The sequence below is a fragment of the Enterobacter sp. SST3 genome (assembly GCF_000286655.1).
Taxonomy (GTDB): domain Bacteria; phylum Pseudomonadota; class Gammaproteobacteria; order Enterobacterales; family Enterobacteriaceae; genus Enterobacter; species Enterobacter roggenkampii.
Genome location: NZ_ALNS01000013.1, coordinates 59,459 through 73,047 on the forward strand (window position 1 = coordinate 59,459; position 13,589 = coordinate 73,047).

A 13,589-nucleotide genomic window follows, 5' to 3' on the forward strand; every position below is an offset into this window, starting at 1 on the left:
CGGACGATCTCGGCCATACCGTGCGAAAAGCGCAGTGTGCCACAAACCCTCCGATCGTTGCAGGGTTATTCTCTGATTTTTCTCGTGAATACTCGACCGCTTAACAGTTAATCGCGCTATGCTTTACAGCGAGAAATTTGCCCCACCACAAGGAGTGGAAGATGTCTTCTGTTCGAACTGACGATAACAAAACCTTTATTAACGAACTGTCGCGCCTGGTTGGCTCCTCTCACCTGCTTACCGACCCGGCTAAAACCGCCCGCTACCGCAAGGGCTTCCGCTCCGGTCAGGGCGAGGCGCTGGCGGTGGTTTTCCCCGGCACGCTGCTGGAGCTGTGGCGCGTCCTGAGCGCCTGCGTCGCCGCCGACAAGATTATTTTAATGCAGGCGGCCAACACCGGCCTGACCGAAGGCTCCACGCCGAACGGCAACGATTACGATCGTGACATCGTGATTATCAGCACCCTGCGCCTCGACAAGCTGCACCTGCTGGACAAGGGCGAGCAGGTGCTCGCGTTCCCCGGCACGACGCTCTACTCCCTCGAGAAAGCGCTTAAGCCGCTGGGCCGCGAACCGCACTCGGTGATCGGCTCCTCCTGCATTGGCGCCTCGGTGGTCGGTGGGATCTGCAATAACTCCGGTGGCTCGCTGGTGCAGCGCGGCCCCGCCTATACCGAGATGTCCCTGTTTGCCCGTATTGACGAAAACGGCAAGCTGACGCTGGTGAACCACCTGGGAATCGATCTCGGCGTCACGCCAGAACAGATCCTCAGCAAGCTCGACGACGATCGCGTGAAGGATGAAGACGTTCAGCACGACGGTCGCCATGCGCACGATCATGACTACGTGACCCGCGTGCGGGATATCAATGCCGATACGCCGGCGCGCTATAACGCCGACCCGGATCGCCTGTTTGAATCCTCCGGCTGCGCGGGCAAGCTGGCCGTTTTTGCGGTACGTCTGGACACCTTCCCGGCCGAGAAAAAGCAGCAGGTATTCTACATCGGCACCAACCAGCCTGAGGTTCTGACGGAGATCCGCCGTCATATTCTGGGCGAATTCACCCATCTGCCGGTGGCGGGCGAGTACATGCACCGGGACATTTACGACATCGCCGAGCGCTACGGCAAAGACACGTTCCTGATGATCGACAAGCTCGGCACCGACAAAATGCCGTTCTTCTTCACCATGAAGGGCCGTACCGACGCGATGCTGGAGAAAGTGTCGCTGTTCAAACCCCACTTCACCGACCGCTTTATGCAGAAGCTGGGCAACGTTTTCCCGGCGCATCTGCCGGAGAGGATGAAAACCTGGCGCGACAGGTACGAACATCACCTGCTGCTGAAAATGGCCGGAGACGGGATCGCCGAAGCGCAGGCCTGGCTGACCGAATTCTTTAAAACCGCCGAAGGGGATTTCTTTGCCTGTACGCCAGAAGAGGGCAGCAAAGCCTTCCTGCACCGCTTTGCCGCCGCAGGGGCCGCCATCCGATATCAGGCGGTACATTCCGAAGAGGTGGAAGATATTCTGGCGCTCGATATCGCCCTGCGGCGTAACGACACCGAGTGGTTTGAACACCTGCCGCCGGAAATCGACAGCAAGCTGGTGCACAAGCTCTATTACGGCCACTTTATGTGCTATGTCTTCCATCAGGATTACATCGTCAAGAAAGGGGTCGATGCACACGAACTGAAGGAGCAGATGCTCGCCCTTCTGCGTGAACGCGGCGCACAATATCCTGCGGAACACAACGTCGGACATCTTTATAAAGCCCCTGACGCACTTAAGCAGTTTTATCGCGCGAATGACCCTACAAACAGCATGAATCCCGGCATCGGTAAAACAACGCGGAAGAAATACTGGAAAGAGAGCGCAGACGAGGAGCGGCACATAACGCAAACGTCTGATTAATTCCTACAGCCAAATTTGAGAGATTGTTAAGCGCTCCTTAATCGTAATAGAGTAACCGCTTATCGCCGGAGAAACGTGTCTCCGGCCTTCGATAAGAGGAGCAGGCACATCATGTCGGCTATTGATGTTTTATCCGAGACCGAGCTGGAAGTGCGCGACGCCCGTCCCGATGATGTGCATGCCATTGCCGCGATCTATGCCTGGCATGTGCTTCACGGGCGCGCGTCATTTGAAGAAGTCCCCCCGACTATTGACGAAATGCGTCATCGCATGAAAAGCGTGGCGGAGAACGGTTTACCGTGGCTTATCGCGCTGTACCGCGGCATTGTGGTGGGCTACTGCTATGCCACCCCTTACCGACCGCGACACGCCTACCGCTATACCCTGGAAGAGTCGATTTACGTGGATGCCAGCATCACCGGGCGCGGTTTTGGCACGGCACTGATGGATGCACTGATCGCACGCTGCGAGCAAGGGCCGTGGCGGCAGATGATTGCCGTGGTAGGAGATGGCAATAACAATGCCGGCTCGTTACGTCTGCATAAAAAACATGGTTTCGTGATTGTCGGTCAGCTGCGCAGCGTAGGCTACAAGAAAGGTGACTGGCGGGATACGGTGATTATGCAGCGCCCGCTCAACGATGGTGACTGGACGCTGCCGGAATAAACGCAAAACGGTAACCTGGGTTACCGTTTTTAGTGTTTGTAGGCCGGGTAAGGCAAAGCCGCCACCCGGCGCTGACAGACGGCTCAGTCGTTCTGCGCCGTCGCCATCTGCTCCGCTTTTTGCTTTTTATACGTCAATGCCGCGGCCGGGACAGGCTGCACTTTTCCTGTTTCAATCCAGGTACGCAGGCGGCTCGCGTCGGCGAAGTGCGTATATTTGCCGAAGGCATCCATCACTACCAGTGCCACCGGTTTACCGTTAAATACGGTGCGCATCACCAGACAGTGTCCCGCCGCGTTGGTAAAGCCGGTTTTGGTTAGCTGAATATTCCAGTTATCCCGGTATACCAGATGGTTAGTATTGCGGAACGGCAGCGTATAGGCCGGGTTCGCAAAGGTCGCCATCTCTTCACGGGTGGTACTGAGCTGACCAATCAGCGGGTACTGTTTGCTGGCAATCAGCATTTTCGTCAGATCGCGCGCCGTGGAGACGTTGTTGATCGACAGACCCGTCGGTTCCACATAGTGCGTATTGTTCATCCCCAGCGCTTTGGCTTTCGCGTTCATCGCGCGGATAAACGCGTCGTAGCCGCCCGGATAGTGGTGCGCCAGGCTCGCCGCCGCGCGGTTTTCAGACGACATCAGCGCCAGCAGCAGCATATTTTTACGGCTGATCTCACTGTTCAGCCGCACGCGGGAGTAGATCCCTTTCATCTCCGGCGTGTGGCTAATATCCACTTTCAGTTTTTCGTCCAGCGGCAGATGGGCATCAAGCACCACCATCGCGGTCATTAATTTGGTAATTGAGGCGATCGGTCGCACCAGGTCCGGATGGCTGGCGTAAATCACCTTATTGGTGTTGAGATCGACAATCATCGCGCTGCCGGACGCAATTTGCGGCTGAGCAGCAGCGGTGGTCACCGCGGGCGTTTTGGCGACGGCCGGTACGACTGCGGACGCACCCAGCAACAGCGCCAGGCTAAGTAAAGAGACTCGGAATTTCAGCATGGTGAGACTTCTGATAATTATTCACGCACGTTATGACGTACACCGCCTGGGTTGTTGGATAAACACAGGCTGGCCTCGGCATCATAGCCGTCAGCGGGCGTTGTCGCCAGAGGATAATCGTGAACGGATGCTGCATTGCTGGCATTTACGCCAGCAATGCAGTGAACTCAGAAGAGTCGGTATCCATAACCCCAAAGAATCACCGTCAGCGCCAGGAGCGCCTCCAGCACCAGCACCCCGATGGCGAGCGTTGAGCTCGAGAAGCTCAGCCCCTCTTCTTTATTGATATTCAGGAAGGTAGGAACCCCCAGATACAGCAGATAACCGGTGTAAAAGAGGGCAATGGTACCGATCAGCGCGCACAGCCAGACCAGTGGATAGAGCGCAACAATACCGCTTAAGAACAGCGGGGTCGCGACATACCCGGCAAAGACCATACAGTGCGCCAGCGATGGACGCTGCGGATAGTTACGCGCCATCCAGTGAATGACGCGCCCCATGACCGCCACCCCCGCCAGCATCAGCCCATAAAAGATGATGGCAAGATAGAGTCCGGTAAACCAGGAAAGCTGAACCACGGTGCCGTCACCGAAGTTCCAGCCGATTTGTGTCGTTCCGATAAAAGCGCATATTACCGGCACCGCGGCCATCAGCAGCACGTGGTGCGTGTAATGATGCGAGACCGTTTCGTTCTCACTTTTAATGACATGCATTTCACGATCGGGATGGGAGAAAAGTCCCCAGACATGGTTCATAGCGCCCCCTTGTTGTCGGCCCGTCAGCGATACCTTAAGTATAATGCAGGCTTTAGATTATTTTATGTACAGTGGGAAATTTCCGTTGATTTCCCCGCCGTTGATTCAAGGGGTATATGATTAAACGAGGCACGCAGAGGGAGAAAACCGTTACGTAATGGATATTAACGCACTCATTGAGCAATATGGCTATGCCGCGCTGGTCATCGGCAGCGTGGCAGAAGGTGAAACCATCACGCTGTTAGGGGGCGTCGCCGCGCATCAGGGGTTACTGAAGTTCCCGCTGGTTGTTGCCGCGGTCGCGCTGGGCGGGATGATAGGCGATCAGCTGCTCTACTTTCTGGGGCTGCGCTTTGGGCCCACGCTGCTCAAGCGTTTCGCAAAGCATCAGAAGAAAATCCGCCGCGCTCAGCGGCTCATTCAACGTCATCCCTACCTGTTCGTTATTGGCACGCGCTTTATGTATGGCTTTCGCATTATCGGGCCGATACTGATTGGCGCCAGCCATCTGCCGCCCAAAATTTTTCTGCCGCTCAATATTGTGGGCGCGATTGCCTGGGCGCTGATCTTTACGACGCTCGGTTATGTAGGGGGGGAAGTGATTGCGCCCTGGCTGCATAATCTCGACCAGCACCTGAAGCACTGGGCGTGGTTGATTCTGGTGGTTGTGGCGGTGATTGCGGTGCGACTGTGGCTGAAGCACCGTGAAAAGACGCGGGATGAGGAGTGAGTGCGGCCTGATGCCCTCACCCTAACCCTCTCCCACAGGGAGAGGGAACTAAAAATACCCTCTCTCACAGGGAGAGGGGAATCTATCCCTCCGGCTTAAACTGCGGGTTCGCCAGCATAAAGCCCCCGTCGACGATAAACGATTGCCCTGTTGTATAGCTGGCGTCGCTGTCACACAGCCACGCCACCAGGCTGGCAATCTCTTTTGTGTGGCCCGGCCTGGCCAGCGGGATTTCCGGCATGGAGCCTTCCTTCACTTCGCTGTCGTCCATGTCGTTCATCGGCGTGGCAATCGCACCCGGCGCGACGGCGTTCACCAGAATGTTGTGCTTCACCAGCTCCATCGCCATGGATTTGGTTAAGCCGCCGAGCGCGTGTTTTGCCGCCGTGTAGGCACTCGCTTGCGGCAGAGGCGTGTGTTCATGCACCGAGGTGATGTTCACAATCCGCCCCCCTTCCCCCTGCTTCACCATCTGCCTTGCGGCTATCTGTGAACAGAGAAACGCACCGTCCACGTCGACGGTGAAAATATTCCGCCAGTCGTCAAACGGCATCTCGAGGAACGGCGCTTTGGTCATCGCCCCTGCATTATTGACCAGCACGTCCAGCCGGCCAAAGCGCGCAATCAGCGTCTCTATGGCCTCAGCGCCTTCCGGCAGTGTGCTTAGATCAAGATGGACAGCCTCCGCGCGCTGCCCCTGCGCTTCGACTTCACGGCAGGTTTCCAGCGCCCCTTTCTCATCCGAGTGCCAGGTGACGCCAATATCAAACCCGCGCTCTGCCAGCATCAGGGCCGTGGTTTTACCGATCCCGGAATCCGATGCGGTCACAATCGCTACTCTGGTCATACTCACCTCCTGAAAAACTGCAAAGAGGTAAGTATAGTTAATGACCTTTTTTAGCCATGATGATAGCCACCGCCCAGCGCGGAGGTCAGCTGCAGCGTGGCGTCCACATACTGCCCCTTCAGCAGCAGTCCTTCGAGGTGCTCTTTAAGGGCCGGTATTCTGGCTTCACTGACCCGGGAGCCCGCAACGATCCCCGCGCTGAAACGCGCCTGCGCCAGCGCTACAACCCGTGCCGCATCTTTTTCAACCTGCTGCTGGTGGCTGTTTTTCGCCATGAGCGTTTCGACTTCACTGGCCGTGTGTGCCACCTGATTGACGGCCTCTACCACCGCTTTGTTGTAGTTGGCTACTGAAAGGTTGTTCTGCGCCTGAGCGATATCCAGCCCGGCGTTAAGCCTGCCGCTGTCGAAAATCGGCAGCGTCAGCCCGGCGGTCACGCCCATCTGCTGCGCGGACGAACGGAACAGATCGCTCAGATGGAGGGCATCCTGCTGTAAGAACGCCATCAGGTTCACGTCAGGATAAAACGCCGCTCGGGCGGCCTCCACTTCACTCATGGAGGCTTCGATATACCAGTGCGCCTCCTGCAGATCCGGACGGCGTGCCAGCAGTTCATAGCCGAGCGTCGACGGTAGCGAGGCTTCCACCGTTGGCAAAGCGTGCCGCGTCAGCTTCACGGAGGAGGCGTTCGTCAGCGCGACCAGGCGCGCCTCAATGGCTTTCATTTTCCCGTTGACTTCGGCCAGCTGCTCTTCGGTTTTGCTGGCGTTGATATCCGTTTCAACGCCCTCCACGGAGGAGGTGATCCCGTGCTGATACAGCTCGCGATCGGCACCGATAATATTGTCCTGCTCATGTTTAATCTGCGCGAGGACCTCCCCCACGGCGGCCTGCGTTTGCCACTCCCAGTAGAGCCGCGCCACGCTGCTGGCCAGCAGCTGACGGGTCTGCTCCAGCTCCGCTTTTTGCGCATTCACTTTGCCAATCCGGGCTTCGACCTGCGCGCGATTTTTTCCCCACAGATCGAGATCCCAGCCTGCCGTCAGGCCAAAGGTGCCGTTGGTGTACCACGGCCCGGTTGTCCCTGCCGCCGGGTCGGTAATGGCAAAGGGCCCCATCAGCCCCTCGGCGGACATTTTCTGACGTTCGGCATCCGCTGAAAAATCAATCTGCGGACCGTCGGCAGCCATAGCCGCTTTGGCCTGGGCTTCCGCAAGCGTAATGCGCTGACGGGCAATCTGCATATCCGGCGCATCGCTTAATGCTTTCGCAATAAGCCCGTTAAGTTCCGGATCGTTATATGCTTTCCACCACTCATTTTTCGGCCAGTCCTGATGATTCAGAACCGTATTCACCGACGCCGCCGTGGTTTGCGTTTTAATGGGAGATACCGTGGCATGTTCAGGCGCACAGGCCGCCAGAATAAAAACGAAGGGAGCACTCAGAGATAAAATAAGAGAACGTTTCATGACGCCATAAACTCAAAAAATAAAGGCGCAAATTACGCTCGATTCTCTTTATTTTTTTAGTAATGCGTGGCAATGCGTAAATTGTCATAGATTTAAATATACGGAAAAGTATTCACCAAAATTATTATTTAAATTGAATTATGCAAATGAAAAATAATCAACCCGACAGGGTGAACATCCTCTGTCAGGTTGATCGCTTTATTAAACTTTCAGCGAAGCGCCTTTTGTCGCAATAACCTCTTTATACCAGTAGAAACTTTTCTTACGGCTGCGCGCCAGCGTGCCTTTCCCGCTGTCATCGCGATCGACGTAAATAAAGCCGTAGCGCTTAGAGAGTTCAGCTTTTGATGCGCTTACCAGATCGATGGGCCCCCAGCTGGTGTAGCCCATCACCTCAACGCCGTCTTCGATCGCTTCACGCACCTGCACCAGATGGTCGTTAAGGTAGCTGATGCGGTAGTCGTCCTGCACCACGCCGTCTGCGTCCGGTTTATCCTTCGCCCCGAGGCCATTTTCCACGATAAACAGCGGCTTCTGATAGCGATCCCAGAGCACGTTTAGCAGAGTACGCAGGCCGATGGGGTCAATCTGCCAGCCCCATTCGGAACTGGCCAGATGCGGGTTTGGCACCATGCTCAGGATATTGCCGCGCGCCTGCTGGTTGAGGGCGTCATCCGCGGTGACGCAGCCCGTCATGTAGTAGCTGAAGGAGATAAAATCGACGGTAGTTTTCAGCGCCTCGCGGTCGGCGTCAGTGACCTCTAGCTGAATGCCGTTGTCGCGGAAGAAGCGCTGCATATACCCCGGGTAGGCGCCGCGGCACTGCACGTCGCCAAAGAATTGCCACGCGCGGTTTTCCTGCAACGTCTCCAGAACATCTTCCGGCTTGCAGGTCAGGGGATACATCAGGCCGCCCAGCAGCATGTTGCCGATTCTGGCATCCGGGATAATCTCATGGCAGGCCTTCACCGCCAGCGCGCTGGCCACCAGCTGGTGGTGGATCGCCTGGTACACCTCCCCTTTGCTGCGGGTTTCCGGCAGACCGACGCCGGTCATCGGCGCGTGCAGAGACATATTGATCTCATTGAAAGTCAGCCACAACTTGACCTTCTCTTTGTAGCGCGCAAACACGGTACGGGCATAGCGCTCAAAGAAGCCGATAGTCTGACGGCTGCCCCACCCGCCGTACTGCTTCACCAGCCCCCACGGCATTTCATAGTGCGACAGCGTCACCAGCGGCGTGATGTTGTGCGCGGCCAGCTCGTCAAACAACCGGTCGTAAAACGCCAGCCCCGCCTCGTTCGGCTGCTGCTCGTCACCGTTCGGAAAAATGCGGGTCCAGGCAATGGAGACGCGCAGGCAGCTAAAGCCCATCTCGGCGAACAGCTTGATGTCTTCCGGGTAGCGATGATAGAAGTCGATGGCGACATCCTTGATGCCGCTGTCCCCAGGGACGCGCTCAACTACCGGGCCGAAGACACCCTGCGGCTGAACGTCAGAGGTGGACAGCCCTTTCCCCTCCTCCAGATACGCACCCTCTACCTGATTCGCGGCAACCGCGCCGCCCCATAAAAAATCGTCCGGGAAAGTTTTCATCACGTTCTCCTGTTATTGATGACTGACGCTGAGTAACGGCGCACCGGCAATGACGGACGTTGCCGCCACGGTCGCCACCTCGCGATACTCGTCGCTGTTACTGATAATAATCGGGGTCGCCAGGTCGTATCCGGCATCGATAATCGCCTGTCGGTCAAACTCCAGCAGCAGATCGCCGGGCTGCACCTTGTCACCGACCTTCACATGGGCGGTAAACGGCCTGCCGTCGAGCTTCACAGTGTCGATACCCACGTGGATCAACACTTCAATCCCGCTGTCACTGAGCAGGCCGATGGCGTGTTTGGTCTGGAACAGCGAAGCCACCACGCCGGCAAACGGGGCAACCACTTTGTTATCGGAGGGAATAATCGCGGCGCCGCTGCCCAGCAGGCCGCTGGCAAACGTGGTATCCGGCACCTGGTCGAGAGCAAGAACGGTACCGGTCATCGGCGATAGCACATCGTTTTCGCCCGCGGAGACCACATTCTCTGGCGCGGTGTTTCCTGGCATACCGGCGAGCAGCGTCAGGCCGCAGCTCAGCACCAGCGCCACCACCGTGCCGATAATGCCTCCCCACAGCGTGGCGTCCACGCCGCCCGGCGGAATCATCTGGGCGATGGTAAAGATATTGGCGAAGCCGAAGGAGTAAACGTGGGTGTCACTGAAGCCGACAATCGCCCCACCGATAGCGCCAGCCACGCAGCCAAAGATAAACGGACGGCGCAGCGGCAGGTTTACGCCATACACTGCGGGTTCGGTGATACCGAAAATACCTGCCGTCACGGATGAACCGGCCAGCATTTTCTGACGCGCATCGCGGGTACGCAGGAAAATGCCCAGCGCCGCCCCCACTTGGCCAAACACCGCAGGCAAAAGCATGGGCAGCATGGAGTCATGCCCCAGCACCGCCAGGTTGTTGATCATCAGCGGCACCAGCCCCCAGTGCAGGCCAAAAATAACGCAGACCTGCCACAGCGCGCCCATCGCCGCGCCCGCCAGCCACGGTGCCAGAACGTAAATAGTCTGATAGCCGTTCGCCAGCATCTGGCTCAGCCAGGTCGCCAGCGGCCCGATAACGAGGAAAGTCAGCGGCACGGTCACGCCCAGACAGATCAGCGGCGCGAAGAAGTTTTTCATCGAGGAAGGCAGCAGCCTGGTGCTCTGTTTTTCCAGCCAGCAGCTGACCCACGCGGCGAGAATAATCGGGATCACCGACGCGCTGTAGTTGAACCACGTGACGGGGATGCCCAAAAAGGCTTCCGATACCGCCCCCGGCTGCTGGCTGGCGTTAAATGCCGCAATCATCACCGGATGGGTGAGCGCCCCGCCGATCACCATGGTAATAAACGGGTTGCCGCCGAACTTTTTCCCGGCGGTATAACCCAGCACCAGCGGGAAGAAGAAAAACAGCGCATCGCTGGCGGCAAACCAGATTTTATACGTGCCGCTCTCGGTCGTGAGCCAGCCGCAGACCACGGCCAGCGCCAGCAGCCCCTTCAGAATACCGGACGCGGCCAGAATGCCGATAAACGGGGTAAAGATCCCGGAGACGATGTCAATCAGGCGGCCCAGCAGGTTCCCCTTTTCGCCCTTCTCTTCCACGACAGGGGCGTCGTCGGTCAGGCCTGCTTCATTGCGGACAGCCTGCCAGACGTCGTGAACGTGGTTGCCAATCACCACCTGAAACTGGCCGCCGCTTTCGACCACCATGATCACGCCCGGGTTTTTCTTGAGCCCTTCCGCATCCGCCCGTTGATTCTCTTTCAGTTTGAAGCGAAGCCGGGTCGCGCAGTGCACAAGACTGACGATGTTCTCTTTTCCGCCAACGTGGCCGAGAATATCCTTCGCTAACGCCTGGTATTCCATCTCGATTTCCTTACATCCGATGCCCGCAGGCACCTGTTGACTGAGTACAAAAATAAAAAAACCCGAGAACGACCTTCTGACGAAGGCCGCGCTCAGGTTTTGCCTGCGTGATGCAGTAACAATCCTGTTTTGAGGCTTAACGCCCCTCTTTTCTCACCCGCTCGATATGAATGGCGAGGAACATAATTTCTTCGGTTGTCAGCTCACGCTGATAGCTTTTGTTCAGGTGCTGCGCAATTTTCTCGGCGCATTTCCACGCCTTCGCGTAGTTGTCTTTGACTGCGGTATGCAGGGAGACATCGTCATCTTCCACCACGGTGCGGGTGAGCATCCGCTGGGCAAAAAACTTCAGGTGGGTGACGAAACGCTGGTAGCTGAGCGACTCTTCGTCATACTCAAGCTGCAGCTGATACTTCACCAGCTGCAGGATCTCCTGCATCACCCGCGTCACGTGCATCACCTCCGGCATTTCGCTGTTCAGCTGCGCGGTGACCAGATGCAGCGCGATAAAACCGGCCTCATCCTCCTCCAGTTCGACGTTAAGGCGTCTGGCGATAATGGCCCGCGCCTCCTGCCCTAACTCAAACTCCTTCGGATACAGCCGTTTAATATCCCACAGCAGCACGTTTTTGATGGCCAACCCGTTCTTCTGCCGCTCAATCGCAAAGTAGCAGTGATCGGTGAGGGTGATATACAAGCTCTCCTGCAGCTTGCCCAGCCGCTGCGCCGCCAGCCCGATGATGCGGTCGCAGGTGGTCATCACCTCCAGCGGAATCTGACTCAGCAGCTCGCCGAGCCGACGCACCAGTTCATCGCTTTGTAACGCAAACACCTTTTCAACCCGCGCGGTATCCAGCGCTTCACCGACGAGCTTCTGAAAGGCCAGCCCACGGCCCATCACCACCTGTTCGCGCCCGCGCTCATCCTGAACAACCACCACGTTATTATTGAGTATCTTGGCGATTTTCATCTGAACCCCAGAAACAAAAAAACCTGACCTCCGGCAGATGCCAGAAAATCAGGTTTTGCCTGCCTAAGCAGTAACAATCCAGTTCTGGCACTCTATCAGTTTCATTCGTAGCCTCAATGCGTCACGCGTCAGAAACGTGACGCGGATCGAACTTGCTACCGTGATATCAGAAGGTCACCACCGTTTTCAGCTCGGTGACCCAGGCATCCTGGGTGCTACTGACCCCGCCGGGATGGTGCCAGTACTGAATGCCCGGCTGCAGTTCAAGCCATGGCACCGGACGAAAGCGGTAGTAAAACTCGCCGTTCAGGGAATGGCCCGGGACCGGGTGATATGCCGGATTGTTGTAGTCGCTCACGCCGCTCAGGCTGTTCAGGTAACGCTGGTTGCGGGCGTACTGGCTGCTCATATCAATCCAGGTTAAGCCAAAGCCAATCCAGTCTTCCGGTCGGGCATCAAACAGTCCGCGATAGCGCAGCGAGGCGGCGTAAACCTGATGCATGTAGTTAGTGAGCTGATCCGCAAGGCTCATGCTGAACGAGGTGCTCAACCCGCGATTCGGGTCATCCTGATGCTGCGTAAGCTGCTGGTTCAGCCCGGCGTACATGAACCAGGTCCGGCTGTGGGTATCGAATCCGTCCGGGTCCGTCGCCCCCGCCCCACCGGATTTGCCGCGATAGAGATCGGTTTGCGGCGCGTTGGTAAACACCACGCCCAGGTTGTACGCGCCCGGCAGGCCGTTAATCAGCGGACGCGCTTCGATTTCAACCGGCAGTAAGATCCCTTTGCTGCCCTTCGTCGACCAGCTCCAGGCATGGCTGCGGCTGGCGGCCTGCGGATTCTGCTCCATCACGCCGCCTTTTAAGGTCAGCGTCGGCGTGAGTTTATAGGCAAGCGTGGTGCCCCAGGTGTGCACGTTCCAGTTGTTCCAGGTCAGCGAGTTGGCTGACTTTCCGCCGCACTGGGACAGCAGCTGGAAATCACAGGGGATAATTTGATCGAAGGTTTGCACCTTGTTCATCATCCCGATGCGCCAGGTCAGACGCCGGTCGTCAAAGCTGCGGGCAAAGGTCAGCCAGCCCAGACGGGTAATCGACTGCCCGCCCCAGCTCTCCTGGGTCAGATCGTTGAAGTTGACGCGCGGGTCCTGCACGCGTTTGGTGGTGAGATCGTCATTGTGGTTGCGGTTGACGATGTTCCCCTCGATACGCGCGTCCGGGATACCGGTCCAGCGCTCCAGATCCTGGTTGAAGGTCAGCGCGAACTGGTCAATATAGGCCACGTGGGAGTCGTGGTTATATCCGCCACCGCCGTTCCAGCCAATTTCATTCAGGTATCCGAGGTTATAGGTAAAACCGTTATCGTTAAGGATTTTACGTATGCCGAGCATTTCGCCCAGCACAGGCTCCGGCGGAGCTTCAAACCCTAATACCGTACCGTTCCAGTCTTGCGCCATCGACAGCGGGGATATCGCCAATAAGGCGAACGCATAGAGTTTATTTTTATATGCCATGATAACAACCTGTGATTGAGTATTGAGTGCGTAACCGGCCGCAGGAAATTTTTCTATTTCCTGTCGATATTTCTTTTTTTAAAAATCATTAAAAAGTGCTAAGCCAAATATCTCTCCTGCGTAAATGACAGGCAAAAAAAAACCTAAGCGCCCCACAGCGAAAATGCTGAGGAACGCTTAGGTTTTGCCTGTTAACCAGTCACAATCCTGCGTTGAAAACAGTGGCACCTTAACACCGTCGCGCCACGTTGAAAACCTGA

Annotated in this window: 10 protein-coding genes and 1 pseudogene; 3 read left to right on the forward strand and 8 right to left on the reverse strand. The window is 56.9% G+C overall.

What is annotated here, in order from left to right:
- Positions 1-161: 161 nt before the first annotated feature.
- Complete coding sequence (gene dld, locus B498_RS13390) at positions 162-1,910, forward strand: D-lactate dehydrogenase (RefSeq protein WP_008500901.1); 1,749 nt, start codon at positions 162-164, stop codon at positions 1,908-1,910.
- A gap of 111 nt (positions 1,911-2,021) precedes the next feature.
- Complete coding sequence (locus B498_RS13385; RefSeq protein ID WP_008500902.1) at positions 2,022-2,576, forward strand: GNAT family N-acetyltransferase; 555 nt, start codon at positions 2,022-2,024, stop codon at positions 2,574-2,576.
- A gap of 83 nt (positions 2,577-2,659) precedes the next feature.
- Here B498_RS13385 and pbpG read toward each other — a convergent pair whose 3' ends face one another.
- The gene (gene pbpG / locus B498_RS13380; RefSeq protein WP_008500903.1) at positions 2,660-3,583 is read right to left on the reverse strand and encodes a D-alanyl-D-alanine endopeptidase; all 924 of its coding nucleotides are present in this window, start codon (positions 3,581-3,583) and stop codon (positions 2,660-2,662) included.
- A 167-nt stretch (positions 3,584-3,750) separates the two neighbouring features.
- Positions 3,751-4,338 carry a Yip1 family protein gene (locus B498_RS13375; RefSeq protein WP_008500904.1) on the reverse strand — a complete coding sequence of 196 codons (588 nt, stop codon included), beginning with the start codon at positions 4,336-4,338 and terminating at the stop codon, positions 3,751-3,753.
- Between the two features lie 157 nt (positions 4,339-4,495).
- On the opposite strand from B498_RS13375, the gene B498_RS13370 reads away from it, so the two are divergent.
- On the forward strand, positions 4,496-5,068 hold the full coding sequence (locus tag B498_RS13370; RefSeq protein WP_008500905.1) for a DedA family protein: 573 nt from the start codon (positions 4,496-4,498) through the stop codon (positions 5,066-5,068).
- Between the two features lie 82 nt (positions 5,069-5,150).
- Here B498_RS13370 and B498_RS13365 read toward each other — a convergent pair whose 3' ends face one another.
- The 6 genes and pseudogenes from B498_RS13365 to B498_RS13340 form a co-directional block, all read right to left on the reverse strand.
- Positions 5,151-5,915, reverse strand: coding sequence for an SDR family oxidoreductase (locus tag B498_RS13365; RefSeq protein ID WP_008500906.1), 765 nt, complete (start codon positions 5,913-5,915; stop codon positions 5,151-5,153).
- Positions 5,916-5,965: 50 nt separating this feature from the next.
- Positions 5,966-7,384, reverse strand: a complete 1,419-nt coding sequence (gene mdtQ / locus B498_RS13360; RefSeq protein ID WP_008500907.1) for a multidrug resistance outer membrane protein MdtQ — start codon at positions 7,382-7,384, stop codon at positions 5,966-5,968.
- Between the two features lie 201 nt (positions 7,385-7,585).
- Positions 7,586-8,980 (reverse strand): glycoside hydrolase family 1 protein, encoded by a 1,395-nt coding sequence (locus tag B498_RS13355; RefSeq protein ID WP_008500908.1) that lies wholly within the window; start codon positions 8,978-8,980, stop codon positions 7,586-7,588.
- Positions 8,981-8,992: 12 nt separating this feature from the next.
- A pseudogene (gene bglF / locus B498_RS13350) lies at positions 8,993-10,958 on the reverse strand (PTS beta-glucoside transporter subunit IIABC).
- 24 nt (positions 10,959-10,982) lie between these two features.
- On the reverse strand, positions 10,983-11,816 hold the full coding sequence (licT, locus tag B498_RS13345) for a BglG family transcription antiterminator LicT (protein WP_008500910.1): 834 nt from the start codon (positions 11,814-11,816) through the stop codon (positions 10,983-10,985).
- 166 nt (positions 11,817-11,982) lie between these two features.
- On the reverse strand, positions 11,983-13,272 hold the full coding sequence (locus tag B498_RS13340) for a carbohydrate porin (protein WP_413772415.1): 1,290 nt from the start codon (positions 13,270-13,272) through the stop codon (positions 11,983-11,985).
- Positions 13,273-13,589: the final 317 nt, after the last annotated feature.

What these genes read in the sequence shown, in the direction of transcription:
- dld (WP_008500901.1), top strand. Translation starts at nt 162, where the DNA reads ATGTCTTCTGTTCGAACTGACGATAACAAAACCTTTATTAACGAACTG.
- B498_RS13385 (WP_008500902.1), top strand. Translation starts at nt 2,022, where the DNA reads ATGTCGGCTATTGATGTTTTATCCGAGACCGAGCTGGAAGTGCGCGAC.
- pbpG (WP_008500903.1), bottom strand. Translation starts at nt 3,583, where the DNA reads ATGCTGAAATTCCGAGTCTCTTTACTTAGCCTGGCGCTGTTGCTGGGT.
- B498_RS13375 (WP_008500904.1), bottom strand. Translation starts at nt 4,338, where the DNA reads ATGAACCATGTCTGGGGACTTTTCTCCCATCCCGATCGTGAAATGCAT.
- B498_RS13370 (WP_008500905.1), top strand. Translation starts at nt 4,496, where the DNA reads ATGGATATTAACGCACTCATTGAGCAATATGGCTATGCCGCGCTGGTC.
- B498_RS13365 (WP_008500906.1), bottom strand. Translation starts at nt 5,915, where the DNA reads ATGACCAGAGTAGCGATTGTGACCGCATCGGATTCCGGGATCGGTAAA.
- mdtQ (WP_008500907.1), bottom strand. Translation starts at nt 7,384, where the DNA reads ATGAAACGTTCTCTTATTTTATCTCTGAGTGCTCCCTTCGTTTTTATT.
- B498_RS13355 (WP_008500908.1), bottom strand. Translation starts at nt 8,980, where the DNA reads ATGAAAACTTTCCCGGACGATTTTTTATGGGGCGGCGCGGTTGCCGCG.
- licT (WP_008500910.1), bottom strand. Translation starts at nt 11,816, where the DNA reads ATGAAAATCGCCAAGATACTCAATAATAACGTGGTGGTTGTTCAGGAT.
- B498_RS13340 (WP_413772415.1), bottom strand. Translation starts at nt 13,272, where the DNA reads ATGGCGCAAGACTGGAACGGTACGGTATTAGGGTTTGAAGCTCCGCCG.